Here is a 24,064-nt window from a genome sequence, read left to right as displayed (position 1 = left end):
CGTCATCGCGAACGCGAGGCTTTCCGGGGCGTGCGGCGCAGGATCACCGCGCTCATGAGTCGAATCCCAACCCGACGGCGTCCAGGGTCTTCAGCAGGAAGTTCCGCTTGCCTTCGCGGTGATCGGCGCGGTCGAGCGACCAGCGCGTCAGGCCGATGCCGAGGGCGGCTGCGGGCTCGGGCGGGAACGGCAGCGGCCTGCGTCGCACCATCTCCAGTTCCGTGCGTTCGGTGCGGATGCCGGAGAGCAGGTCGAGCATCACGTCGGCGGCGAATCGCGTCGCGCCGACGCCGAGGCCCGTGAAGCCGGCCGCATAGGCGACCCTGCCCTTGCGGGCCGTTCCGAAGAAGGCGGTGAACTGCGTGGAGGTGTCGATGGCGCCAGCCCACCGATGCGAGAAGCGCAGCCCTTCCAGCTGCGGGAACGTCGTGAAGAAGTGCGAGGCGAGCGTCCGCCACACATCGGGACGGTTCTCGTACCGAGGGTCGACGCGCCTGCCGTAGTGGTAGATCGCCTCGTAGCCGCCGAACAGGATCCGGTTGTCCTTGGAGAGCCGGTAGTAGTGGAACTGGTTCGCCATGTCGCCGATGCCCTGGCGGTCCTGCCAGCCGATGGCGGCGAGCTGCTCAGGCGTGAGGGGCTCGGTCATGAGCACGTAGTCGTACACCGGCACCGTCATCAGCCGGTTGCGCCGCAGCAGCGAGGGGAACACGTTCGTCCCGAGCACGGCGCGGTCGGCGTCGACGTGGCCGCCGTCGGTCATCACGCGCACGCCGGACACGGTGTCGTCGATGCGCCTCACCAGCGAGCGCTCGAAGATCTCGACGCCCTTCTCCTCGGCGACCCTGGCGAGCTCGGCCGCCAGCCTCGCCGGATGCACGAGCGCGCACGTGCGTTTCTCCCAGATCGCCCCGAGGTAGGTCGGTGAGGCCACAGCCCGTCTGACCTGCTCCTGATCGAGCAGGACGACGTCCGGATCCCCCTCAGCCTCCGCGTGCCACTCCTGCAACCAGGCGAGCTGGTGCGGTTCGACGGCAGGGGCGAGCTGGCCGGTGCGCTCGAACTGGATGTCCATGCCGAGCTCGTCCTCCGACGCCTCGATGGCGTCGAGGTTGGCGAGTCCCAGCCGGTCCAGCGCCTCGATCTCGGCCGGCCACCGTCGCACGCCGTTCTCGTGACCATGGGTGAGGCTCGACTCGCAGAACCCGCCGTTGCGACCGGACGCTGCCCAGCCCACCCGGTTCGCCTCGATCAGGATCACCCTGCGCTCCGGGTCGCGCATCTTCGCGAGCACCGCCGACCAGAGGCCCGTGTAGCCGCCGCCGACGATCACCAGATCGGCGCGGTGCGCGCCCCGCAGGGGTGCGCGGCGCGGACGCAGCGCTGCCGGCAGGTCGTCGATCCAGAACACGTCGTCTCGGGCGCCCTGCATGCTGTGCGAGAGGACGGATGCCGAAGGCCTCTGCCGCTCGAAGACGGTCGTCCCCACCCCGATCACCCCTCTCACCGGGTCTCGGAGTCGTAGACGAGGATCCCGCCCACGTACGTCTGCAGCACGGTCGTCGCGCCGATCTCATCCGCGGGACCGGCGAAGGGATCGCGGTCCAGCAGCGTCAGATCGGCCAGCGCCCCGACCCTGATCGTCCCGGTGTCGGCGTCGAGGTGGTTCACGAACGCCGAACCGGCTGTGTACGCGACGAGCGAGGAGGCCAGGTCGATGGACTGCTCTGGCAGGAACGGCTCGTACTCGCCCTCCTCATAGCCAGGGGCCGCCTGGCGATTGACGGCGGTGTGGATCGCGGCGAGCGGGTTGGGGGAGGACACCGACCAGTCGCTGCCGGCGGCCAGCACCGCTCCCGCGCGCAGCAGATCGCCGAAGGGGTACTGCCAGGCCGACCGCGGTGCGCCGAGGAAGGGGAGGGTGAGATCCACCATCTGCGGCTCGAGCGTCGCCCACAGCGATTGCATGTTCGCGGCGACCCCCAGTTCCCTGAATCGGGGGACGTCGTCGGGGTGCACGACCTGGATGTGTGCGATGTGATGGCGGTTGTCCCCGCGTCCGTTGCGGGCGATGGCCTCCTGCACGGCATCCAGGCATTGGCGTACCGCCCGGTCGCCGATCGCGTGGAAGTGCACCTGGAAGCCGAGGGCGTCCAGCGCGGGGACGGCCTCGTTCAGCACCTCCGGCGGGACGAAGGAGATCCCTGAGTTGTCGGTGAAGTGCCCGTGGCCGTCGTGGTAAGGCTCCAGCATCGAGGCGGTGAAGTTCTCGGCCACGCCGTCCTGCATGATCTTCACGCTCGTCGCCTGGAATCCCCCGGCGCTCAGGCGTTGTCTGCGCTCGACGAGCGAGGGGATCTGCTCGAGACCCTGCGTGCGGTCCCACCACAGCGCGCCGACGACCCGCCCGGTGAGGGAGCCGTCGGCCGCGGCCTGACGATAGGTCTCGCCCTGATCGACGAGGTCGCTGTAGTCGCCGATGATGGCGTCCTGCCAGGCGGTGATGCCGTAGGAGTGCAGATACCGCTGACCGGCCAGCAGCGCCTCGCGAAGGAACTCCGGGGACGGGTCGGGCACCAGCCGGTTGACGAGAGACATCGCGCCCTCGTGCAGCGTCCCGGTCGGCGTGCCGTCCGGGTGGCGTTCGATGCGCCCGTCCGGCGGGTCGGGTGTCTCCCGGTCGATCCCGGCGCGTCGGAGCGCCTCGGAGTTCACCCAGGCGCCATGTCCGTCGCGGTTGGGCAGGAACGCCGGGCGATCGGGCAGCACCCGATCGAGGGATGCCGCGGTCGGCGTCCCGCCGGGGAAGGCCGACATCGCCCAGCCGCCGCCGAGCACCCATTCGTCGCCCTCGTTCCCCGAGCCGGTCGTCTCCTCGCTCCCTGAGCGCGTCCTTCCCTCGCTCCCTGAGCCTGTCGAAGGGTGCGCCGCCGCGTACCGCGCGATCGTCTCGAGATACTCCGCCTCCGTGCTGCCCTCGGACAGATCGCACCGCAGCAGCTCCAATCCGCCCGAGACCGGGTGGACGTGCGCGTCCTGGAATCCGGGAACGAGCATGCGGCCTTCCAGATCGACGACCTCAGTTTCGGGGCCGATCAGCTCACGAGCGTCGGCGCCGAGGGCGACGATCCGGCCGCCCGTCACGGCGACGGCATCCGTGCGCGAACGCACGGCATCCGCGGTGAACACCGCGCCTCCGGTGAAGACGAGATCGGCGTGCGGCATGGTCATCCTCCTGCCATCGTGCGGGCGATGTCGGTGGCGGAATCTCCGGCGCGCTTGAGCACGACGGCGACGACGGCGAGAGCCACCAGCGTGAGCAGCAGCATGATCGTCGACACGGCGGCGATCTCGGGCCGCAGTCCGGAGCGCACCGCCGACAGCACGTACACCGGCCACGGCGTGGTGCCCGAGACCTGAACGAATGCGGCCACGATCGTGTTGTCCAGACTCAACGTGAACGCCAGGAGGAATCCCGCGAGCACCGCAGGCATCGCCAGCGCGAGCGTCACGCGCGCGAAGGTGACCGGCGGCTTGGCGTAGAGATCCGCGGAAGCCTCCTCGAGATTGGCGTCCTGGCCGACCAGGCGCGCCCTGACGATGTAGGCGACGACGGCGGTCGCGAAGAGGGACGAGCCGATCGAGAGCCGGACGATGCCGTCGTTGAAGACGGCGATGCCGAGGTCCTGACCGAGCCAGACGTACCAGGGCAGCAGTGCGACGGCATCCACGATCTCCGGCGTCACGGAGACGAGCAGCAGCAGACCCAGGAACCACCACACCCACCGCCCGGGGTGGCGCGCCATGGCGATGCCGGACAGCGTGCCGAGGGTGGTGGCGATCAGCGCCGAGATGAGCGCCGTGATCAGCGAGACGCGCACCGCGTTCTGCACGGCGGGCTTGTCCAGGATCGTCGCGAACGCGTCGAAGCCGAAGGAGTCGAACGAGACCAGGAGTCGTCCGTTGTTGAAGGAGTAGATGACGATGACGATGATCGGGGCGAACAGGAACAGGATGACGAGCACGCCCCACACGGTCAGGGCGACGTCGCTCCACGAGCGGTGCAGGCGGCGGTCGCTGCCGGGCATGGTGCCTGAGGGGCGTCGGAGGATCGCCTCGGTCTTCGTCACCGTCATGCTGCGACCTCCTCAGATGCCCTCTTCGCCACGGTGCCGAGCACGAGCCGGTTGCGCGCACGGAACGGCAGCGCGATGAGCCAGATCAGCAGGGCCGCTGCGCCGATCGAGAGCGCGATCACGAGCATCAGCACGACCGCCATCGCAGAGCCGAGGGCCCAGTTCTGCGCGGTCTGGAACTGGCTGGCCACGAGTTGGCCGACCATGTTGCCCTTCGCGCCGCCGAGGACCGTGGCGGTGATGTAGTCGCCCATCAGCGGGATGAACACCAGCAGCACGCCGGCGATGATCCCCGGCCTCGCGAGCGGGAGCGTGACCCGCACGAAGGTCGAGATGCGCCCGGCCCCGAGGTCCTTCGACGCCTCGCGGAGAGCGGGGCCTACCCGGTCGAACGCGACGAACAGCGGCAGGATCATCAGCGGGAGGTAGTTGTAGACGACGCCGAGCAGCACCGCCGTGCGGGTGTAGAGCAGGTCGAGGGGGCCGTCGAGCAGACCGGCGGACTGCAGGACGGTGGACAGCCAGCCCTCGGGGGCGATGATCACCTGCCAGCCGATGGTGCGGATCAGGAAGTTCGTCCAGAACGGGATGAGCACGAGGGCGATGAGCAGCCCACGCCGCTGCGGGCGCACCTTGAACGCCATCCAGTAGGCGACCGGCGCGCCGATCACGAAACACAGCGCGGTGCCGAGGACGCCGACCCAGAGGGTGTTCGCGAACGTCGCGAAGAAGGTCGGCGAGAGCGCTTCGACGTAGCGGTCGAACGAGAGCACATCGTTGGCGTGGGTGCCGAAGATCCCTGGCTTGTAGCCGAAGCTGAACCAGATCACCATCCCCACGGGGGCGACGAAGAAGACCAGGAGCCACACCCAGGCGGGGATCGCGAGGGCGGCGCCGAAGGACCTCTTAGGCACCGGCTGCGGCCTTCATCTCGTTCCAGATCTCCACGCGCGTGGTCTGCGAGTCGTTGAGCTCCTGCTCGTGCATGGAGGCGAGCTGCTCGTCCGAGAAGAAGATGAGCTCCGGAAGCTCGAGACCCGCATCGACCGCGCCCTGCTCCATATCCTTCCCGCCGACGTGGTAGCCGATGTAGTCGAGGTTGAGCATGAGGTTCTCGGGCGTCATCGAGAAGTCGATGAACGCGTGCGCGGCCTCCGGGTGCGGGGCGCCCGCGGCGATGCACCAGTTGTCCATCCACAGCTCGGTGATCGGGCCGGGCAGCACCCACTGCCAGCGCTCCGGCTCCGAGCTCTCCAGCAGCCCGAGCCTCGCGTCGCCGTTCCATGCCTGCATGAGCACCTGGGTGCCCTGGGGGATCGCGTTGGTGCCGGGGTAGGAGTCGAAGGCGGCGATGTGCGGGGCGATCTTCTCCACGAGGAACGCGCGGCATGCCTCGAGCTCGTCCGGGTCTTCGGTGTTCCAGTCGGCGTCGTTCGCCCAGAAGTATGCGCCGATGATGCCTGCGGGGTCGTCGGACATGCTCGTCTTGCCGCTGGCCTCGTTCTGCGCCGCGTCGAAGAAGTCGTTCCAGGTGGTGAGCTCCCGCGTGATCACCGTCTTGTCGTAGACGAAGCCCGTCGTGCCCCAGGCCTTGCACACCGAGTAGTCGTTCTCCGGGTCCCATGCTCGGCCGATGTACGCGTCGTCCATGTTGGCGAGGTTGGGCAGGAGCTCCTTGTTGAACTTCATGAGCAGGCCGTTCTCGATCATCTGCGGGATGAAGACGCCCGTCGGCACCACGATGTCGTATCCGGACGTGCCCTTGGCCGCGATGAGCTTGGCGATGAGCTCCTCATTGGAGCTGTAGGAGTCCAGCGTCACCTTCGGACCCTCGGTGGAGGTGAACGCCGAGACGACGTCCGGCGAGTCGTAGTCACCCCAGGTGTAGACCGAGAGCGCGTCCTCGAGCGTTCCGCCGGTGGCCTGTGCGCTGGGGCCTGTGCTGCTCCCGCTCGGCGCGCAGGCGGCCAGGAGCGCCGTGCCGCCGGCGGCGGCGAGCACGCCGAGGAAGCGGCGGCGTGAGATCTCCCGCGCGATGACCGGGACGGCGCTGTCGTGGGCGAGGATGCGGATCGGGCTGGGCGTGGTGTTCATCGGGACTCCTGATCGATCGGGTACGTGCAGGTGGTCGTGCTCAGAGCGTGGGAGGGGCGACATAGCCGCCCGCAGCGGCATCATCGGCGCCGGGGAACAGGAGGACGTGCGCGGGGGACCAGGTGCAGATCACCGCGTCGCCGACGCGGAGATCCGGTGCCTCCGACGTGGGGCGGCGGGCCAGGATGCTCTGATCGTCGCCGAGCCGCACGAGGTACTGCATCGTCTCGCCCAGGTGCGAGATGCCGATGAGCTCGCCCCGCACGGCGTTGGCATCGGGAATCGCGCTCTGCGGCCCGTCCGCCTCGACGCGGACGTTCTCGGGCCGAACGGCGGCCTCTCCCGTCGTCGCGGTCAGCGGCTCGGCTGCCGCTCGCACCAGGACGTGCGGCGAGGTCACCGCTCTGCCCCCGTCGACCACGCCTCCACGGAAGAAGTTCTGCTGGCCGACGAACGCGGCGACATACGCCGAGGCGGGCCTCGCGTACACCGTCGTCGCATCCGCGAGCTGCTCGATGCGTCCGGCCCGCATGATCGCGATGCGGTCGCTCATCGACAGCGCCTCGCCCTGGTCATGCGTGACGAAGACGAAGGTGATGCCGATCCGTGACTGCAGCAGTTTCAGCTCGAGCTGCATCTCCTCCCGCAGCTGCCGGTCGAGCGCGCCGAGCGGCTCGTCCAGCAGCAGCACGGATGGCCGGTTCACGAGCGCGCGCGCCAGCGCGACGCGCTGCTGCTGTCCACCGGAGAGCTGCGTGGGTCTGCGATCCGCGAAACGGCGCATCTGCACGAGATCGAGCGCGGCGGAGACGCGTTCACGCAGCTCCGCCTTCGCGATCCTGCGCTGCTGGAGCCCGTAGGCGACGTTCTCAGCGATGGACATGTGGGGGAACAGCGCATACGCCTGGAAGACCGTGTTCACGTCGCGCTTGAACGGTGGTGTCCCGAGCACGCTGCTCCCTGAGATGCGGATGTCCCCCGCATCGGGGTGCTCGAAGCCGGCGATCATGCGCAGCGTCGTCGTCTTGCCGCAGCCGGAAGGGCCGAGCAGCGAGAGGAACTCGCCTGGCTCGATCTGGAGAGACAGATCGTCCACGGCGAGTTGATCGCCGTACCGCTTCACGACGGAGTCGAGCACGACCGAGCCGGTCTCACGCGTCCCAGGTCGCTCGATCAGGGTGTCTGGTGCCGTCACGGGTTCTCCGCTTCTGCACGCCGCTCTGGCGCGTGTCGGCCATTCAATACGTCCGGATCACCCGCCGCAACGGATGCGAGTGGGCACCGGACGGATTCACCCTCGCGAAGAGCACGTCGGACAGAGTGTCCGGGCTTGCGTCACGGTTCGGAAACACCGTCGTCTCATGCCCGTGCACGAAACGGTGCCTCTGCCCGTGCGGGCGGAGGCACCGTTTCTCGTCGTGCGCGTCGGCGGTTTAGACGGGCTGGGGGAGCAGCGTGAAGCTCACGGAGCCCTCGCCGTCCACTCCTGCGTCGAGCACCTTGTCGCTGAGGGCCTCGGCTGCACCGGTCTCGAGGAAGACCTGGGTGCCGGCGGCTTCGATGATCTGGTCGGCGGGCTCCGGCGAGGCGACGACGCGCACCGCGAACCGGGGCTCTCCGGCAGGGCCGCTGCCCTGCGCGGTCTCGATGCGCAGTCCGGCCTGGTCGCCCTGGTCCTGTCCGGTGACGATCGAGGTGACGACGGCGTTCGCATTGTCGGTGAGGGTGAGCACGGGGCTTTTCCTTCCGTTGACGGACGCACCACGGTCGCGGCGCGTCCATGCCACGATGCCTGAAGCCGCGACGGCTCTGCACCCCCTTGACGCGATGGCGTCGCCCCTCCAGAATGCGGCCGGATGCTCAGAACGACGTCAGGTTCGCGCGCAGACCCTCTCCGGTGAAGTCCGAACGCAGGATCCCGCGTCGGCGGAGGATCGGGACGAGCTCGTCCAGGGCGCGGTGGATCGTGACCGGGTGCAGATCACCCGAGAAGATGAGGCCGTCGTTGTCCGCGTCGTCACCCAGCTGCTCGATGAGATCGGCGATCTCGTCCGCCGTGCCGACGGTGCCGCCACGCGGGTCTCCGACGCGGCGCAGCCGCGCCTTGCCGGTCAGGATCGCCCGCAGCGGCACGTCCGCGAAGGAGTCGTGCTCGCCCTGGAGCCCCCGGATCGTCCCCTTGGAGACGTGCTCGCCGAAGATCGACGGGTCGAGAGGACGATCCAGGTCGAGTGCGGTGAGATCCGTCTCCAGATCGCTCGACCACGCCTCGGCCACCTCCCGGAGGACGCTGTCGTCGGGTGCGGCGGAGTGCGCGACGATGCGGTCGGCCTCCTCCGCGCTGGCGGCGACGATGGGCTTGAACACGAAGAAGGTGCGGATCGCGTCGGCATCCCTGCCGTTCGCCTCCGCCGCCGCGCGCACCTTCGCGCGGTATGCACGGATGCTGTCGACGTCGAGGCCTGCGAGGGCGAGCTGGATCTCGGAGTTCGCCCCGGCGAAGCCGATCCCACGCGGCGAGCCGCCTGGAGAGGCGATGACGGGATCTCCGGCGGGGAACGGCACGGCGTTGAGCGGGCCGTCGAACGAGAAGTACTCGCCGCGATGCTGCACGGCATGGATCTTCGCGCCGTCGGCGTAGATCTGGCTCACCGGATCGGCGATGAGCGCGTCGTCGTCCCAGCTGTGCCACAGCAGACGCAGGGCGTCGAGCCACTCCTGGGCCCTGTCGTACGCCGCGTCGTGGGTGAGCCGCTCCTGGCCGAAGTGGTGAGCGCTTCCCACGTCGGTCACGACGTTGATGCCGAGTCGGTGAGAGCTCAGATGCTGCAGCGAGGCGAACTGACGCGCCGCCAGATACGGCGGATACGCGCCGGCGTTCGCCGTCGGGATCACTCCGAGGTGCTGCGTCGCGGCGAAGAGGTAGGGCGCGAGTGTCCAAGGATCGTGCTTGGGGCCGCCGTACGCCTTGCGCACGCGTAGTCCGAGCGTCTCCGGGGTGATGCCGATGGAGAGGGCGTCCTCGATGAGGACGAAGTCGAAACCGGCCTGCTCGAGCTCGCGTGCGGACTGCTGATACAGGTCGGGACGCAGCCAGTCGTGATTCCACTCGAAGTACGGACGCGCCCAGCCGTGCGGACCGAATCCGCGGGACAGGAACCATCCGAAGTGCTGCTGCTTCGTCATGCCGCCAGCTCCTGGGCCGTCCGCTCGGAAAGGATCGCGGAGGCCGCGTCGAGGCCCCTGCGCAGATCATCGATGAGGTCCTCGGCATCCTCCAGGCCGATCGAGAGGCGCAGCAGGCCAGGGCCGATCCCCGCGGCCTCCCGCTCGGCCTCGTCGCGCAGGACATGCGTGGTCGATGCCGGATGGAGCACCAGCGAGCGCACATCGCCGAGGTGCGTCATGTGCGTGAAGATCTCCAAGGCCGAGATCGCCGCGCGCGCGGCGTCCAGCCCGCCGTGCAGCGTCACGGAGAACACCGACCCCTGCCCTCGGGGCAGGTACACGTCTGCGAGGGCGCGGTGGGGGCTGGAGGCGAGGCCGCTGTAGTCGACGGACGCGACTTCGGGCTGCTGCTCGAGCCAGGCGGCGATCCGCAGCGCGGTCTCGGTCTGTCGCTGCACGCGCAGCGACAACGTCTCGACGCCCTGCAGAAGCAGGAACGCGTTCAGCGGCGACGGCGCAGGGCCGAATCGCATCGCCACCTTGCGGGCGATGTCGGCGAAGGCCGTGCGTCCGCTGCGCTCTGCGAACGTGAGGCCGTCAGGGCCGCGTTCGAGCGCCAGCTGCGGATAGGCATCCGCCGCACCGCTCCAGTCGAACGACCCTGCGTCGATGATCACTCCGCCCAGCACGGCTCCGTGCCCTGCGAGGAACTTGCTCGCCGAGTGCACGACGATGTCGGCGCCGTGCTCGGCGGGGCGGAGCAGATACGGGGTCGCGAGCGTGTTGTCGATCACGAGCGGGACGCCGGCGGCGTGCGCCACGTCGGCGAGCATCCGGATGTCCAGCAGATCGTTCTTCGGATTGGGGATCGACTCGCCGAAGAGCAGCCGCGTGCGTGGACGGATGCCCGCCCGCCACTGCGCGGCATCGGCTCCGTCGGCGACGAAGGTGACGTCGACACCCAGCCGCCCGAGATCGTCGCGGAGGAACTCCCTCGTGCCCTCGTAGAGGCTCGAGGAGGCGAGCACATGGTCGCCAGCGCCCACGAGGGAGAGCACGGTGGTCGCGATCGCGGCCTGGCCTGTGCTCACCAGCACCGCAGCGGCTGCGGATTCGAGGTCGGCGAGGCGCCGCTCCACGGCGGCGCTCGTCGGGTTGCTCACCCTCGTATAGCTGTGCGCGGCGCTCGTCCCTGCGAATCGCGCCTGCCCGTCCTCGAGATCGTCGAACGCGAATCCCGCGGTCAGGTAGATCGGTGTGGCGCGCGGTGCGTGCGGCCCGTGCGGCTCGTCGCCCGCGTGCAGTTGACGGGTAGAGAACCCGAGGCGTCCGGCATCGGTCATGATGGTCCCTTCGATCCGCGCCGACCCCAGGGCTCAGCGGATCGTCCGATGCTAGATCGAGGATGCCCACGCGGAAAACCGCGATGTCATACGGCGTGATCTGCGCCGCTCACGCCGCGCGGTCCTCCTCGCGCAGACGCGGCTCGGTGCGGCGCTCCGGGCGGACGCCGGCCTTGTTGGAGTAGAAGGCGCGGACGCGGTCCATGTCCGCCCGCACGTCTCCGGTGAGCTCCATGGTCGGCCCGAGACCGGTCGTCATCGTCGTACGGTCGACGTAGCCCAGCGTGATCGGCATCCCCGTCTCGCGCGCGATTCGGTAGAAGCCGCTCTTCCAGTACTCGTTGCCGCCCCGAGTGCCGTCCGGTGTGATCACCAGACCGAAGACGCCGCCCGATCGCACCTGGGTCACGACGTCGTTCACCACGCGACCAGGATCGTCCCTGTCGACCGGGATGCCGCCGAGACCGCGCATGATCGGGCCGCGCCACCCGCGGAACAGGCTCTTCTTGCCGAGCCAGTGCACGTCGATGTCGAGCCGCCAGGCGATGGCGAGCATGAGCACGAAGTCCCAGTTCGACGTGTGCGGTGCGCCGATCAGGATGGTCGGCCGATCGGGTGCGCCCTCCCCGGTGAGCGTCCAGCGGCTGAACGCCCAGAAGAGGCGGGAGAGAGCGCGTGTGAGCATCCGTCAACCGTACGCGAGCCGGTATGCGCGCACGGGCATGCTCAGTGCAGGCGAGCAGGCTGTCAAGGCCCTGTGGATGATCCCGGGCGCCGTGCTGAATGGAAGACCGCCGATACGCGGCGGGATGGAGGAGAAGAGCATGGCGCAGATCATCGAGACCATCGACGTGGACGTTCCCGTCCGGGTCGCATACGACCAGTGGACGCAGTTCGAGAGCTTCCCTGACTTCCTCGAGGAGGTGATCTCGATCACCCAGCTCGATGACACGCACACGCGGTGGAAGGTCGAGATCGGCGGCGTGGTGCGCGAGTTCGACGCCGAGATCACCGAGCAGCATCCGGACGAGCGCGTCGCGTGGCGCAGCACCGGCGGCGACGCCGATCACGCAGGCGTGGTCACGTTCCATCGTCTGTCAGACGATGTGACGCGCGTCACGGTCCAGCTCGACTGGGAGCCGGAGGGCTTCGTGGAGACGGTCGGCTCGCTCGTCGGCGCCGGCTCGCACGCCGTCCGCAAGGATCTCGCGAACTTCAAGCGCTTCATCGAGGACCGCGGTGCACCCACGGGAGGATGGCGCGGCGAGGTCGACGCGTAGCCGGTGTCCGAACGGGAGGCAAGCGCGGCGATCGAGATCTCGCCGATATGCGAGGAGGACGCCGGCGAGGTGCTCACGATCCAGCGCGCCGCATTCGTCTCGGAGGCCATGATCTACGGCACGGTCGACATGCCCGTGCTGACTCAGACGCTCGACCAGCTCAGAGCGGAGCTCGTGGACGCCGTCGGGTGGGTCGCGCGGGTCAAGGGGCGCCTTGTCGGCGCCATCAGGGCGAGACAGACGCCGGAGCTCCTGCTCATCGGACGGATCGCCATCGCGCCGGACATGCAGGGGCACGGGGTCGGCCGTGCATTGCTGAGCGCAGCGGAGGAATCCAGCACGGCGCCGGAGGCTGAGCTGTTCACGGGCAGTCTGAGCGAGGCGAACCTCCGGCTCTACGAGAGCTGCGGCTACCGGGAGACGACGCGCGTCGATCAGGGCGACGGCACGGCACAGGTCTTCCTCCGCAAACGCCTCACCGGGAGTCGTTGACGTCTCCGCGTGCTCGCGAACCGCGGTACGCCCACTGCGGCAGCGCCGCCCAGAGGCCGATGACGATCACGGAGACGAGGATCAGGACGATCACCGCCGTGCCGCGGTCGAGGGTGAAGTCGACGATGAGGGCTGTCACCCCCACGGTGAGGACGCCGATCACGACGAGATCGGCTCGGATGATCACCGAGGCGATCCGGACGAGGTCCGGCTTGCGCCGACGGCCGAAGAGGGCCCTGTGCATTCCCACCGGCGTCAACGCGAGGATCGTCGCCAGGGCGGCGAGCCCGACCAGGACGAGGTACAGGCCGCGCTGCAGCTCATCGAGGTCCGTGAAGCGCGGCTGGAAGGCGACGGCGAGCAGGAAGCCGGAGAGCACCTGCGTGCCGGTCTGCATGACTCGCAGCTCCTGCATGAGCTCGTCCCAGTTGCGATCGGCCCGTTCGTTCGTCGTCTCGTCACGGCCGTCTCCGGCACGGGCATCCGTCTTCATGACCCGAAGTCTTGCGCCGAGGCGGCATCCTGTCCACCCCCTAGAATCCGAGGATGAGCAGGCTGTCGTTGCGCGCCGGAGTACGGATCCGCCTGGTCGCCGCGCTCGTCGCGGGGATCGTGGCCGGCGTGCTGCTCACGACCCTCCTCGGGCTCGCCGCCGGCCTGATCGGCGCATGGGGCGCCTTCGCCCTCGTGAACGTCGTCTGGGTGCTCCTGCTCATCTGGCCGATGGATGCCGCATCCACCCGCGCGCACGCGACGGCGGAGGCGCCGGGCCGCAGGACGGCGCGGATCTTCTCCGTGCTCGGGAGCCTCATCAGTCTGGTGGCGGTCGGCGCGGTGATCGCCCAGGGACAGAGCGCCGCGGGCGCCGAGGAGTACGCGCTGGCGGGGACGGCCGTCCTCAGCGTGGCGGCCTCCTGGGCGCTCATCCAGGTCGACTATGTGCTGCAGTACGCGCGGCTGTACTACGGCGACCCCGTCGGCGGCATCGACTTCAACCAGGACGCGGACCCGGAGTACACGGACTTCGTCTACTTCGGGCTGGGGCTCGGAATGACCTATCAGGTCGCCGACACGAACGTGACGGCGAACGCGATCCGTCGCATCGTCGTCGGGCACACGGTGCTGGCCTACCTCTTCGCGACCGTGATCCTCGCCACGACGATCAACCTGGTGGTCGGCCTCGGCTGAACGGCAGGGCGGAGCCCGATCCTTCGCGCAGGCGTAGCATGGGGAGCATGAGCACTCCGCAGATCCCGGCCGACGCGACGAACGCGCAGCCGCTCACCGCGCCCGCCGGTCTCAACCTGCTGGGCGATGCGAACGCCGGATCCTGCTGCGGCGGATCCTGCGCCCTGCCCGGACAGTGACCCGCTGCGGCGCCTGATCGCCGCAGCCGCGATGGTCAATGACCGCCGTGGAACCCTTCGGTGTCGTCGGCCGGCTTGAGGACGAACGGGCTGAGGGCGACCGCCGCCAGCGAGATGATCGCGGCGATGAGGAAGGCCATCCGCGCACCGGGCGCGCCTGCCGCCGCGGTCGAGAGCCCGGCGTCCTCACCCGCGTGCAGGATCGACGAGTACGTCACCGTGAGCAGGGCGACACCCGCCGCCCCACCGACCTGCTGGAGCGTGTTCAGCACCGCCGAGCCGTGCGAGTAGAAGCTGCGCTCGAGCGAGCCGAGCGAGGCGGAGAACAGCGGGGTGAACGACATCGCCATGCCGATCGACATCGCCGACTGCACGATGACGAGCAGCCACCACGGCGTGTGCTCGGTGACGGTGGAATAGAAGAACAGCGCCGCCGACACGAGCAGCGTCCCCGGGATGAGCAGCGTGCGCGTTCCCCTGGCGTCGTAGATGCGACCCATCACAGGGCCCAGCAGACCCATCAGCACGGACCCTGGCAGCAGGATGAGCCCCGAGTCGAGCGCGGACAGACCGACGACGCTCTGCAGATACTGCGGGAGCAGGGTGAGGGTCCCGAACATCGACAGCGCGACGATCGTCATGATGATCACGGAGATCGTGAAGTTCCGGGAGCGGAACACCCGCAGATCGAGCAGCGCGTCGTCGATGCGCTGCAGCACGAGCTGGCGCCAGACGAACAGGCCGAGGGACACCGCGCCCACGATCAGAGCGATCACACCCGTCGTGGCACCGCTGCCGCCGTGTCCGCCGAACTGGCTGAGCCCGAACACGAGACCGCCGAAGCCGAGCGCGGCGAGCGGGATCGAGAGGATGTCGAGCGGGACGCTCTTCGTCTCGCCGAGGTTCGTCATCCACTTCGCACCGATCGCCAGCGACGCCAGGGCGATCGGCAGCACGATCGCGAAGAGCCAGCGCCAGCTCAGCGCATCCAGCACGGCGCCGGCGAGCGTGGGCCCGATCGCGGGGGCGAGCGAGATGACCAGGCCGACGCGGCCCATCATCCGGCCGCGCGACTGCGCGGGGACGACGTTCATGATCGTCGTCATCAGCAGCGGCATCATGATGCCCGTTCCTGCAGCCTGGATGACGCGGCCCGCGAGCAGCACCTCGAAGCCGGGGGCGACGAGCGCCACGAGCGTGCCGAGCGAGAAGGCCGACATCGCAGTGAGGAAGACCTGACGAGTCGTGAAGCGCTGCAGCAGGAAGCCCGTGGTCGGGATCACGACCGCCATCGTCAACAGGAACGCGCTGGTCAGCCACTGACCGAGCTCGGGCGGGATGCCGAGGTCCTCGTTGAGATGGGTGATCGCGATGCCCATCGTGGTCTCGTTGAGGATCGCCACGAATGCGGCGACGAGCAGGAGCCAGATCACCTTCATGTCCGAGCGCGGGATCAGGGGGGCGCCCTTCGCCGTCGGGAGAGGCCCGCTCGTCTCGGTGGGTATCGAACCGGTCGTGGTGGCCATGACGTCTCCTCAGGGTCTGGGGCGGGCGGAAGGCCACCGGCGGAACCGAGGAAACGGCATCCGCGCGAAGGCAAGCCTCAAGGATAACCGCGGGCACCGACACCGCATTCCCGCGCAGCGGAATCCGTGCGCGGTCTAGGCTGACCGCATGAGCATGGGCGGCGGACGCGGTGGTGGCGGAGGCGGTTTCCGAGGGGTCGACGAGGCGGCGCAGAAGAAGCTCAACGCGGAGGCGCCGAAGATCCCAGGGCTCGGTCGACGGGTCGTCGCCCTCTTCCAGCCGTATCGCGGAAGGATCGCGGTCACCGGCATCCTCGTCGTCGCAGGCGCCGGCATCGCGGTGATCCCGCCGCTGCTCGTGCAGCGCATCTTCGATGACGCGCTCTTCCCGGTCGACGGCGGCGGGCCGAGCCTCGGTCTGCTCGTCACGCTGGTGGTGGCGATGATCGCGCTGTTCCTGCTGTCGGCGGGGCTCGGCGTCGCGCAGACCTGGCTCACCTCGACGGTGGGAAATCGGGTGACGGGCGACCTCCGGGTGCGCCTGTTCGAGCACCTCCAGGCGATGGAGCTCGGCTTCTTCACGCGGACCAAGACAGGTGTGATCCAGTCCCGCCTGCAGAACGACGTCGGCGGCGTCTCCGGCGTGCTCACGAACACCGTCACGAGCATCCTCGGCAATGTCGTCACCGTCATCGCCTCTCTCGTGGCGATGATCCTCATCGACTGGCGTCTGACGCTCATCGCCGTCGTGCTGATGCCGTTCCTCGTCATCGTCCAGCGCCGCGTGGGGCAGGTCCGCGCGCGGATCGCGGGGGAGACCCAGGAATCGCTCAGCGAGCTGACTTCGATCACCCAGGAGACGCTGAGCGTCTCGGGGATGCTGCTGTCGAAGTCGTTCAACCGTCAGCGCACTGAATCCGAGCGCTATCAGGCCGAGAACGCCAACCAGGTCCACCTCCAGGTCCGAAGGGCCATGAGCGGCCAGGGCTTCTTCGCCGTGGTGCAGGTGCTGATGTCCTCCGTGCCGGCCGTCATCTACCTCGTGGCCGGCTATCTGCTCGCCGGAGGCGCCGGCGCCATCACCGCAGGCACGGTCGTCGCGTTCACGACCGTGCAGGCCAGGCTCCTCATGCCGCTGATGGGCCTCATGCGCGTTGCGCTGGACCTGCAGACCTCCGCCGCGCTGTTCGCCCGCATCTTCGAGTATCTGGACCTCGTCCCCGAGATCCAGGACGCTCCTGATGCCATCGCCGTCTCCTCCGCCCCCGGCCCGCGAGGCCGCATCGAGTTCCGCGACGTCGTGTTCCGGTATCCGGATGCCTCCGCCGACGCGCGGCCCACCCTCCAGGGCGTCTCCTTCGTCGCCGAGCCGGGGCAGCACGTGGCCTTCGTCGGGCCCTCCGGCGCGGGGAAGACCACCGTGCTGTATCTCGCGCCCCGGCTGTACTCCGCGGCCGATGGCGAGGTGCGCTTCGCCGGGGCAGACGTCCGAACGCTCACCCAGGAGTCGATCATCGACGACGTGGGCATCGTCTCGCAGGAGACCTATCTCTTCCACGCCACGATCCGCGAGAACCTGCTCTATGCCAAGCCGGGGGCGACCGGGGAGGAGCTCATCGCGGCGTGCACCGCCGCGAACATCCACCACATCATCGCGGGGTTCGAGAAGGGCTACGACACCATCGTCGGAGAGCGCGGCTACCGCCTGTCCGGCGGGGAGAAGCAGCGCATCGCGATTGCGAGGGTGCTGCTGAAGGATCCGCCCGTCCTGCTTCTCGACGAGGCCACCTCTGCGCTCGACACCGTCTCGGAGCGCGTCGTCCAGGAAGCGCTCGATGAAGCGGCGAAGGGTCGCACCGTGCTCTCCATCGCGCATCGCCTCTCCACGATCATGACCGCCGACGTCATCCACGTCCTGGAGGCGGGGTCGATCGTGGAATCCGGCACGCACGCCGAGCTGCTCGCCGCGGGCGGGCTCTACGCCGAGCTCGCCGCGCAGCAGGTGGCGGCCGCGCGGATCGAGGGGGCTGAGCAGGCCGTGCAGCCGCGCAACGCCGTCACCGACGCGATGACCGCGGTGCTCGCCGCCCGGCGAGCGGATCGCGCACCGGAGGGCTCGGCGGGGGAGGATGCCGTGGCGGCGCTCACCGCCACGCTGCCGGTCCAGGATCCGAGGGACGCGCGAACACCGATCGAGCCGCCAGAGGCGTGAGTCAGTCCAGCGGGCGCAGATCGGCGACGGAGCCGCCGGGGACGTAGTCCGCGAGGAGGACCACGACCTCGGGGTCCGCGGTGGTCGACCCGTCGGAGGCGAGCCGTGCGAGCATGAGATCGGCGGCCGCCTCTGCGAGTTCGTCGACCCGCTGCTCCATTGCCGTCAGCGGTGGATTCGTCATCCGTGCGATGTGCGGCATGTCGAAGCCGATGAAGGAGATGTCCCGAGGGACGCGCGTGGCGGACTCGTTGAGCGCCGTCAGGGCCCCGATCCCGAGCAGGTTCATGGCGACGAACACCGCCGTGGGGCGTTGCTCGAGCAGCAGGAGCCGCTGCATGGCTTCTCGGCCTGCCTCGACGCTCAGCGGCGAGCGGACGATGTACGCCTCGTCGATCTCGATGCCCCGTGCGCTCAGCTGGTGTCGCACACCCGCAAGGCGTGCGACCAGAGTGGGGGTGTCGTCCCCGGCGAGGTAGGCGATGCGCTCATGGCCGTGGTCGATGAGGTGCTGGATCGCCGTCGCCGCGGCGCGCTCGTTGTCGATCACCACCGCGTCCGCATCCAGACCCGGCGCCTGCCAGTCGAGCGTGACGATCGGCGTGCCCGAGGCGGCCAGATCCCGGAGCCCCGGAACGGCGCGCTGCGTGGGGATCGTGATGATGCCGTCGACCATGCGGCCGGCCAGGAAGTCGACGGCATCCCCGACGCCGTCCTCCGCCGGATGGTCGGCGCAGATGAGCAGGCTGACGCCGTTGTGGCGAAGACGTCTCTCGATGCCGGCGAGGATCGAGAGGTAGAACTCGCTGGTGAGATCCGGCAGGAGCACCCCGACCGTCCGCGAACGGCCGGACCGGAGATAGCGCGCCAGCTGGTTCGGGCGGAACTGGAGACGCTGGGCCGCCGCCTCGATCGCGCGCGCGTTCTCCGCACGCACATTGCCGCCGTTGTAGTACTTCGAGATGGTGGCCAACGACAGCCCCGTCGCCCGCTGCAGATCCTTGTATGTGCTCATCCCGCCCTCTTCGTTCGCTAAGCGAAACGTTACGCCTTCGATGTGGCGAAAGTGCCGTCCGACACAGCGCGGAAGACGATGTCTTTGAGCGAGGCGAATCTCCATAAACCTCCGATGTTTATCGAAGAATGCTTGACCTGACTCGGGAACTGCCGCAAGATGGGCGGAGATACATCCGATCTGAGCGGTACGCAGCGGGTGTGCATTCATTCTTCGATGAGGAAGGTTTGATGATGAAACGATACGCGAAGGTCGCGCTCGCCGGTGTCGGAGTCACTGCTGCGCTGGTCGGCTGCTCGAGCGGCTCCGCCGGCAGCGGCCAGCAGGACGGCGTCACCACCCTGACGTTCTCGATGTGGGCGGGCTCGGATGCCGAGAACGAGGCCCTCGAGACGCTCGTCGCCCTGGTCGAGGAGCAGAACCCCGACATCCGCCTCCGGTTGGAGACGTCGCCGTTCAACGACTACTGGACCAAGCTCGCCGCACAGGCCAGCGGTGGCTCCGAGGCCTGCATCCTCGGTGTCCAGTCGCCCAGGGCCAGCAGCATCCGTGCCCTGCTCCACCCGTTGGACGACGCCGCACTCGCCGATGCGGGCATCGATCTCGGCGAGTTCGACGCCTCCATCGTCGAGGCGACGAGCGTCGATGGAGAGCAGCTCGCCGTGCCCTACGATCTCGGCCCTCTGATCGTCTACTACAACGCCGATGCCTTCGCCGACGCGGGCGTGGCGGAGCCCGCCGCTGAGTGGACTGTCGAGGACTTCGCTGCCGCCGCGGCGGCGCTGACCGGCGACGGCGGCTACGGATACGCGATCAACCCGTCGCTGGACTCCGCGACGGCGTGGTCGCTCACCCTGGCGGGCGACCAGGGCGTCGCCGCAGACGGAACGCTCCAGATGGGCAGCCCCGCCATGGTCGAGGCCGTCGAGTTCCTCCAGGGCCTCGTCGCCGACGGCAGCTCGCCGCAGCTGCCTGCGACCAGCGACACCTACAACGCGTTGAACGCGTTCGTCGCCGGTGATGCGGCCATGGCCGTCGACGGCCCGTGGCAGCTGGCATACGTGGCCGAACAGGTCGGCTTCGAGTTCGGCGTCGCGACGATCCCGGCCGGCCCCAATGGGTCCCGCACCCCCGTGGCCGGTTCCGGATACGGGGTGAGCGCCTCCTGCGAGTACCCCGATGAGGCCCTGCGGGCGATCGCCTCCCTCACCGGCCCCGAGGCGCAGACCGCGCTCGCCGAGATGGGCCGCGCCTATCCCGCCAGGGTCGCGGAGCAGCCGGCCTACTTCCACGGCGACTTCGCCGTCGCGGAGGAGACACTGGCGGCAGCCGGCGCGACCGGCGAGCCCATGCGATCCACAGCGAACTTCACCCAGGTGAACACGCTGTTCAACCAGTACGCGGTCAGCGCTCTGAACGGCGACATGTCCGCGGAGGACTTCCTCGGCACGGTGCAGAGCCAGACCGAGGCCGGCGCGCAGCAGTGAACCGCGCAGGCACGGCCCCGGCGCTCGGCGCGTCACCGGGGCGCGGCGCCGCTCGGCGTGAGGCGAGGGCCGCCTACGGCTTCCTCGCGCCGAGCGGCATCGGCTTCCTCGTCTTCACGCTGGGCCCGATCATCGCATCCATCGTCATCGCGTTCTTCTCGTGGCCGGTCATCGGGGAGCGCTCGTTCACGGGCCTGACGAACTTCGTGACGATCCTCAGCGCGGACCCGATGTTCTGGCGCACCGTCGGCAACACGTTGCTGTTCGTCGTCCTGTACGTCCCGCTCAACTTCATCCTGGCCCTTGGCCTGGCGATCTGGATCTCGCCCCGCATCCGCGGGCGCGGTGTCTACCGCATGCTGTTCTTCCTCCCCGCGGTGACCCCGATCGTCGCCAACGCGCTGGTGTGGCGACTGCTCGTCCAGCCCAATGGCGTCTTCGCGGACATCGCCGGATGGTTCGGCGTCGAGGGCTTCAACCCCCTCGGAAGCGAAGCGGGTGCGATGACGGTCATCGTGGCGATGTCGCTCTGGCAGGGGTTCGGCTACAACATGCTCGTGTTCTCGGCCGGCCTGGATTCGATCCCCGACCAGCTCTACGAGGCGGCCTCGCTGGACGGTGCCGGTGCGTTCCGGCGGTTCTGGAACATCACGCTCCCGATGCTGTCCCCGTCGATCTTCTTCGCGACGGTGATGACCCTGATCACCGCCTTCCAGGTGTTCGCGCAGCCCTATGTCCTCACCGCCGGCGGCCCTGGCATCTCCACGACCACGATGGTGATGTACCTCTACCAGCGCGGGTTCCAGCTCTTCGACCTCGGCACCGCATCGGCGGTGGCGACGATCCTGTTCGCGATCATCGCGCTCATCACCGCGGTGCAGTTCATCGGCCAGAGGAAGTGGGTGCACTATGAGTGACTCGACCGTGGAAGCCCTGTCCACACGTGCAGTGGTGCAGCCGCGAAGGAAGGGCTACGTCTCGCGTCCTGCGTCCTCGCGCCGGCGGGCCGATGCGGCCAGAGGAATCGTGTCGCAGGTGCTGCTCACCCTGGTGCTGATCGTCTTCCTCCTGCCGTTCGTCTGGATGCTGACGACGGCCCTGAAGCCGGGGAACGAGGTGTTCTCGTCCCCGCCGACGTTCTTCGGCACCGAGATCCGCTGGCAGAACTTCGCGGACGCATGGACGTACGTGCCCTTCGGCCGTTTCATGATCAACGGCATCATCGTGTCGGTGCTCGGCACCGTGCTCGTGTGCGTCACGAGCGTCCTCGCGGCCTATGCGTTCGCGCGGATGCGGTTCAGAGGACGCTCAGGTCTGTTCGCGCTCTATCTGGTCACCCTGCTCGTCCCGCAGGAGGTCGTCGTCATCCCGATGTTCATCCTCATGCAGGAGCTCGGCTGGCAGAACAGCTACCAGGCGCTCATCCTCCCGTGGGCGTTCACCGCGTTCGGGACCTTCCTGCTGCGGCAGTTCTTCCTCACCGTGCCGCGTGAGCTGGAGGAGGCGGCGATCGTCGACGGCGCAAGCCGCTGGCGCACGCTCCTCTCGATCATCGTCCCCATCGCCCGTCCGGCCATCGCCGTGCTCGCCGTGTTCACCTTCATCAACTACTGGAACAGCTTCCTCTGGCCCCTCATCATCGTGTCCACACAGGACATGGCCACGGTGCCGATCGGTCTCAACAGCTTCCTCGGTCAGCAGGGGAACCAGTGGCAGCTGCTCATGGCAGCATCCACGATCTCGATGCTGCCCACGGCGCTCATCGTCATCCTCCTCCAGCGACACCTCGTCCGAGGGATCGCCCTGTCCGGCCTCGGCGGCCGCTAAGCGAAAGGCACTCATGTCAGACAAGACCTGGACCGATCTGGATCGGCCGCTGCCCGAATGGTACGACCGCGCGAAATTCGGCATCTTCATCCACTGGGGCGCGTACTCCGTGCCGGCGTGGGCAGAGCCGATCGGCGCACTCGGCGAGATCGACGACGAGACCTGGTTCGCCCACAACCCGTACGCCGAGTGGTATCTGAACACGATCCGGATCGAGGGAAGCCCTGCCCAGCAGCATCACCGAGAGATCCACGGCGGTGCGCCGTACGACGACTTCCTCGATCAGTGGGGTGCGGAGAGGTTCGACCCGCAGGCTTGGGCTGCGCTGTTCGCCCGCGCCGGGGCGGAGTACGTCATCCCCACCACCAAGCACCACGACGGCATCGCGCTCTGGGACGCACCGGGAACGGGCACGCGCAACACGGTGCACCGCGGGCCGCGCCGCGACCTCATCGGCGCCATCGCCGACGCGGTCAGGGCCGAGGGCATGCGCTTCGGCGTGTACTACTCCGGCGGGCTCGACTGGTCGGTGACGGACTTCCCGCCGCATCGCTCCGATGTCGAGGTGCGCTCGCTGCGGCCGAACGACACCGCGTACCACGACTACGCGCTGGCCCATGTGCGGGACCTCGTCGAGCGGTACCGGCCGGAGGTGCTCTGGAACGACATCGAATGGCCGGATGCCGGCAAGCACCGCGGCCCCGGAGGGCTTCACGAGCTGTTCCGCGAGTACTTCGAGACGCATCCGGATGGCGTCGTCAACGACCGGTGGGGCGACACGTACTACGACGTCGCGACGACGGAGTATTCCGCCATGAGGGAGAACGAGTCCAAGGACGTCTGGGAGAACAACCGCGGGCTCGGCTGGTCGTTCGGGTACAACCGGCTCGAATCGCCCAAGGAGATCCTCGACCCCGGTCAGTTGGCCAGGCTGTGGGTCGACATCGTCTCCAAGGGCGGCCGACTGCTGCTGAACGTCGGTCCCACGGCGCAGGGCGAGATCCCCGAGGCGCAGCAGCAGACGCTCGAGGCCTTCGGCGCCTGGAAGCGCCCGCTGGCCGAGATCGCGGCGGTCACAGAGCGCGCCGACACCTCGTCCGTCGCTTCGGACGAGCCCTGGCGGCGCGACTGGATCACGTCCACCGAGCGCATCGTTTTCCTCGGCGACGCGGGGGAGCAGCGCGTGCGCACGGAGGGCTTCGACCCAGCCGGGGCCAGAGTGCTCGCGGGCGACGTGACCATCGAGGAGGGCGCCGGCGAGGTCGTGCTCAGGGTGGACGGCGTCGCAGACGGCCCTGCCGCGGTCGCGTTCCGGCGCGTCTGAGCCGGTCGGACCGCTCGCTCAGTGCGCCGACATGCCGCCGTCGACGAAGAGGGAGTGGCCGGTGATGTACGCCGACCCCGCTCCGGCGAGGAAGACGGCAGCCCCGGCGAAGTCCTCCGGCAGGCCGTTGCGGCCGATCATGGTGCGTGCGGCGAGCGCCCCGATCTTCTCGGGGTCCTCCTGCAGGCGGGCGTTCAGCGGCGTGAGCACGAAACCGGGCACGAGGGTGTTGCTCGTGACGCCCGTCCCGCCCCAGGCCTCGGCCTCCGAGCGCATGAGGGATTCGATCGCGCCCTTGGACGCGCCGTAGATCCCGCTGCCGACGAAGGCGCGGTGCGCCTGCTGTGAGCTGATGTGGATGATCCGGCCATAGCCGCGTTCGGCCATGCGGGTGCCGTAGCGCTGGCCGAGCAGGAACGGCGCCAGCGCGTTCACGGTCATGGTCGCGTCCCAGTCGGCCTCGGTGATCTCGGCGTAGGGCGGGCGGATGTTGATCCCGGCCGAGTTGACGAGGATGTCCGGTTCGCCGAAGGGCAGGGTCGCCGCGTCCGCGGCGGCCCTGATCCCCTCGCGGGTTCCGAGGTCGCCGACGACGCCGGCGGCGCGGCATCCGGCATCCCTCAGCGAGCGGACGGTCTCGTCGATGCGATCGGCGCCGCGGGCGACGATCACAGTGGAGGCCCCGGCCAGGGCGAGGGCGGTGGCGATGCCGCGGCCGATGCCGGAGCTGCCGCCGGTGACGACCGCGGTGCGGCCTTCGAGGGAGAAGAGCGATTCGAGATAGGCGTTCATG

23 protein-coding genes are annotated in these 24,064 nt (G+C 68.8%); 9 read left to right on the top strand and 14 right to left on the bottom strand.

Features of this window, described 5'->3' with window-relative positions; genetic code table 11:
* Positions 1-52: 52 nt before the first annotated feature.
* The 10 genes from ACWGJP_RS14710 to ACWGJP_RS14665 form a co-directional block, all read right to left on the bottom strand.
* Positions 53-1,489, bottom strand: a complete 1,437-nt coding sequence (locus ACWGJP_RS14710; RefSeq protein ID WP_452330548.1) for an NAD(P)/FAD-dependent oxidoreductase — start codon at positions 1,487-1,489, stop codon at positions 53-55.
* Positions 1,490-1,503: 14 nt separating this feature from the next.
* Positions 1,504-3,225, bottom strand: coding sequence for an amidohydrolase (locus ACWGJP_RS14705; RefSeq protein WP_452330846.1), 1,722 nt, complete (start codon positions 3,223-3,225; stop codon positions 1,504-1,506).
* A 2-nt stretch (positions 3,226-3,227) separates the two neighbouring features.
* Positions 3,228-4,136 (bottom strand): ABC transporter permease, encoded by a 909-nt coding sequence (locus ACWGJP_RS14700; RefSeq protein ID WP_452330547.1) that lies wholly within the window; start codon positions 4,134-4,136, stop codon positions 3,228-3,230.
* A complete protein-coding gene (locus ACWGJP_RS14695) occupies positions 4,133-5,050 on the bottom strand; it encodes an ABC transporter permease (protein WP_452330546.1) in 918 nt (305 codons plus the stop codon). Before ACWGJP_RS14695 ends, ACWGJP_RS14700 begins: the two co-directional genes overlap by 4 nt.
* Positions 5,043-6,230 (bottom strand): polyamine ABC transporter substrate-binding protein, encoded by a 1,188-nt coding sequence (locus ACWGJP_RS14690; RefSeq protein ID WP_452330545.1) that lies wholly within the window; start codon positions 6,228-6,230, stop codon positions 5,043-5,045. Before ACWGJP_RS14690 ends, ACWGJP_RS14695 begins: the two co-directional genes overlap by 8 nt.
* Positions 6,231-6,270: 40 nt before the next feature.
* The gene (locus ACWGJP_RS14685) at positions 6,271-7,425 is read right to left on the bottom strand and encodes an ABC transporter ATP-binding protein (protein WP_452330544.1); all 1,155 of its coding nucleotides are present in this window, start codon (positions 7,423-7,425) and stop codon (positions 6,271-6,273) included.
* A 238-nt stretch (positions 7,426-7,663) separates the two neighbouring features.
* On the bottom strand, positions 7,664-7,963 hold the full coding sequence (locus ACWGJP_RS14680; RefSeq protein WP_452330543.1) for a Fe-S cluster assembly protein HesB: 300 nt from the start codon (positions 7,961-7,963) through the stop codon (positions 7,664-7,666).
* 127 nt (positions 7,964-8,090) lie between these two features.
* Complete coding sequence (locus ACWGJP_RS14675; RefSeq protein WP_452330542.1) at positions 8,091-9,416, bottom strand: NtaA/DmoA family FMN-dependent monooxygenase; 1,326 nt, start codon at positions 9,414-9,416, stop codon at positions 8,091-8,093.
* Entirely contained in the window at positions 9,413-10,741 is a 1,329-nt protein-coding gene (locus ACWGJP_RS14670) for an O-acetylhomoserine aminocarboxypropyltransferase/cysteine synthase family protein (protein WP_452330541.1), read from the bottom strand. Before ACWGJP_RS14670 ends, ACWGJP_RS14675 begins: the two co-directional genes overlap by 4 nt.
* A gap of 109 nt (positions 10,742-10,850) precedes the next feature.
* Positions 10,851-11,426, bottom strand: coding sequence for a 1-acyl-sn-glycerol-3-phosphate acyltransferase (locus ACWGJP_RS14665; protein WP_452330540.1), 576 nt, complete (start codon positions 11,424-11,426; stop codon positions 10,851-10,853).
* Positions 11,427-11,565: 139 nt separating this feature from the next.
* Between ACWGJP_RS14665 and ACWGJP_RS14660 the strand changes: the two genes are divergently transcribed.
* Both ACWGJP_RS14660 and ACWGJP_RS14655 read left to right on the top strand, forming a co-directional pair.
* A complete protein-coding gene (locus tag ACWGJP_RS14660; protein ID WP_452330539.1) occupies positions 11,566-12,021 on the top strand; it encodes an SRPBCC family protein in 456 nt (151 codons plus the stop codon).
* Positions 12,022-12,024: 3 nt separating this feature from the next.
* Entirely contained in the window at positions 12,025-12,513 is a 489-nt protein-coding gene (locus ACWGJP_RS14655) for a GNAT family N-acetyltransferase (RefSeq protein WP_452330538.1), read from the top strand.
* Here the strand turns inward: ACWGJP_RS14655 and ACWGJP_RS14650 are convergent.
* Entirely contained in the window at positions 12,497-13,006 is a 510-nt protein-coding gene (locus ACWGJP_RS14650) for a DUF6328 family protein (RefSeq protein WP_452330537.1), read from the bottom strand. The two genes, ACWGJP_RS14655 and ACWGJP_RS14650, sit on opposite strands and share 17 nt — an antisense overlap.
* Before the next feature lie 53 nt (positions 13,007-13,059).
* Between ACWGJP_RS14650 and ACWGJP_RS14645 the strand changes: the two genes are divergently transcribed.
* Together ACWGJP_RS14645 and ACWGJP_RS14640 are read left to right on the top strand one after the other, a co-directional pair.
* The gene (locus ACWGJP_RS14645) at positions 13,060-13,701 is read left to right on the top strand and encodes a DUF1345 domain-containing protein (RefSeq protein WP_452330536.1); all 642 of its coding nucleotides are present in this window, start codon (positions 13,060-13,062) and stop codon (positions 13,699-13,701) included.
* Positions 13,702-13,748: 47 nt separating this feature from the next.
* Positions 13,749-13,880: a hypothetical protein gene (locus ACWGJP_RS14640; RefSeq protein WP_452330535.1), complete on the top strand. Its 132-nt coding sequence runs from the start codon at positions 13,749-13,751 to the stop codon at positions 13,878-13,880.
* 35 nt (positions 13,881-13,915) lie between these two features.
* On the opposite strand, the gene ACWGJP_RS14635 is transcribed toward ACWGJP_RS14640, so the two are convergent.
* Positions 13,916-15,406 (bottom strand): MDR family MFS transporter, encoded by a 1,491-nt coding sequence (locus ACWGJP_RS14635; RefSeq protein WP_452330534.1) that lies wholly within the window; start codon positions 15,404-15,406, stop codon positions 13,916-13,918.
* A 154-nt stretch (positions 15,407-15,560) separates the two neighbouring features.
* On the opposite strand from ACWGJP_RS14635, the gene ACWGJP_RS14630 reads away from it, so the two are divergent.
* Positions 15,561-17,618 carry an ABC transporter ATP-binding protein gene (locus tag ACWGJP_RS14630; RefSeq protein WP_452330845.1) on the top strand — a complete coding sequence of 686 codons (2,058 nt, stop codon included), beginning with the start codon at positions 15,561-15,563 and terminating at the stop codon, positions 17,616-17,618.
* A 1-nt stretch (position 17,619) separates the two neighbouring features.
* Here ACWGJP_RS14630 and ACWGJP_RS14625 read toward each other — a convergent pair whose 3' ends face one another.
* The gene (locus ACWGJP_RS14625) at positions 17,620-18,633 is read right to left on the bottom strand and encodes a LacI family DNA-binding transcriptional regulator (RefSeq protein ID WP_452330533.1); all 1,014 of its coding nucleotides are present in this window, start codon (positions 18,631-18,633) and stop codon (positions 17,620-17,622) included.
* 230 nt (positions 18,634-18,863) lie between these two features.
* Between ACWGJP_RS14625 and ACWGJP_RS14620 the strand changes: the two genes are divergently transcribed.
* The 4 genes from ACWGJP_RS14620 to ACWGJP_RS14605 are packed head-to-tail and all read left to right on the top strand — an operon-like array spanning position 18,864 to position 23,271.
* A complete protein-coding gene (locus ACWGJP_RS14620; protein ID WP_452330532.1) occupies positions 18,864-20,120 on the top strand; it encodes an ABC transporter substrate-binding protein in 1,257 nt (418 codons plus the stop codon).
* Complete coding sequence (locus tag ACWGJP_RS14615; protein ID WP_452330531.1) at positions 20,117-21,037, top strand: carbohydrate ABC transporter permease; 921 nt, start codon at positions 20,117-20,119, stop codon at positions 21,035-21,037. The genes ACWGJP_RS14620 and ACWGJP_RS14615 overlap by 4 nt, the downstream gene beginning before the upstream one ends.
* The gene (locus ACWGJP_RS14610) at positions 21,030-21,947 is read left to right on the top strand and encodes a carbohydrate ABC transporter permease (RefSeq protein WP_452330530.1); all 918 of its coding nucleotides are present in this window, start codon (positions 21,030-21,032) and stop codon (positions 21,945-21,947) included. Before ACWGJP_RS14615 ends, ACWGJP_RS14610 begins: the two co-directional genes overlap by 8 nt.
* Positions 21,948-21,960: 13 nt before the next feature.
* Positions 21,961-23,271 (top strand): alpha-L-fucosidase, encoded by a 1,311-nt coding sequence (locus ACWGJP_RS14605; RefSeq protein ID WP_452330529.1) that lies wholly within the window; start codon positions 21,961-21,963, stop codon positions 23,269-23,271.
* A gap of 18 nt (positions 23,272-23,289) precedes the next feature.
* Here ACWGJP_RS14605 and ACWGJP_RS14600 read toward each other — a convergent pair whose 3' ends face one another.
* Positions 23,290-24,063, bottom strand: a complete 774-nt coding sequence (locus ACWGJP_RS14600; protein WP_452330528.1) for an SDR family NAD(P)-dependent oxidoreductase — start codon at positions 24,061-24,063, stop codon at positions 23,290-23,292.
* Position 24,064 lies beyond the last annotated feature (1 nt).

It is taken from the genome of Microbacterium sp. NPDC055903 (assembly GCF_053615555.1).
The sequence above is the reverse complement of the archived record's forward strand: the minus strand, read 5'-3'. Positions and strand labels throughout refer to the sequence as shown.

Coding starts and splice junctions, on each gene's coding strand:
- ACWGJP_RS14705 (WP_452330846.1), bottom strand. CDS start 3,225: ATGCCGCACGCCGATCTCGTCTTCACCGGAGGCGCGGTGTTCACCGCG.
- ACWGJP_RS14700 (WP_452330547.1), bottom strand. CDS start 4,136: ATGACGGTGACGAAGACCGAGGCGATCCTCCGACGCCCCTCAGGCACC.
- ACWGJP_RS14690 (WP_452330545.1), bottom strand. CDS start 6,230: ATGAACACCACGCCCAGCCCGATCCGCATCCTCGCCCACGACAGCGCC.
- ACWGJP_RS14675 (WP_452330542.1), bottom strand. CDS start 9,416: ATGACGAAGCAGCAGCACTTCGGATGGTTCCTGTCCCGCGGATTCGGT.
- ACWGJP_RS14670 (WP_452330541.1), bottom strand. CDS start 10,741: ATGACCGATGCCGGACGCCTCGGGTTCTCTACCCGTCAACTGCACGCG.
- ACWGJP_RS14665 (WP_452330540.1), bottom strand. CDS start 11,426: ATGCTCACACGCGCTCTCTCCCGCCTCTTCTGGGCGTTCAGCCGCTGG.
- ACWGJP_RS14660 (WP_452330539.1), top strand. CDS start 11,566: ATGGCGCAGATCATCGAGACCATCGACGTGGACGTTCCCGTCCGGGTC.
- ACWGJP_RS14650 (WP_452330537.1), bottom strand. CDS start 13,006: ATGAAGACGGATGCCCGTGCCGGAGACGGCCGTGACGAGACGACGAAC.
- ACWGJP_RS14645 (WP_452330536.1), top strand. CDS start 13,060: ATGAGCAGGCTGTCGTTGCGCGCCGGAGTACGGATCCGCCTGGTCGCC.
- ACWGJP_RS14640 (WP_452330535.1), top strand. CDS start 13,749: ATGAGCACTCCGCAGATCCCGGCCGACGCGACGAACGCGCAGCCGCTC.
- ACWGJP_RS14635 (WP_452330534.1), bottom strand. CDS start 15,406: ATGGCCACCACGACCGGTTCGATACCCACCGAGACGAGCGGGCCTCTC.
- ACWGJP_RS14630 (WP_452330845.1), top strand. CDS start 15,561: ATGGGCGGCGGACGCGGTGGTGGCGGAGGCGGTTTCCGAGGGGTCGAC.
- ACWGJP_RS14625 (WP_452330533.1), bottom strand. CDS start 18,633: ATGAGCACATACAAGGATCTGCAGCGGGCGACGGGGCTGTCGTTGGCC.
- ACWGJP_RS14620 (WP_452330532.1), top strand. CDS start 18,864: ATGATGAAACGATACGCGAAGGTCGCGCTCGCCGGTGTCGGAGTCACT.
- ACWGJP_RS14610 (WP_452330530.1), top strand. CDS start 21,030: ATGAGTGACTCGACCGTGGAAGCCCTGTCCACACGTGCAGTGGTGCAG.
- ACWGJP_RS14605 (WP_452330529.1), top strand. CDS start 21,961: ATGTCAGACAAGACCTGGACCGATCTGGATCGGCCGCTGCCCGAATGG.
- ACWGJP_RS14600 (WP_452330528.1), bottom strand. CDS start 24,063: ATGAACGCCTATCTCGAATCGCTCTTCTCCCTCGAAGGCCGCACCGCG.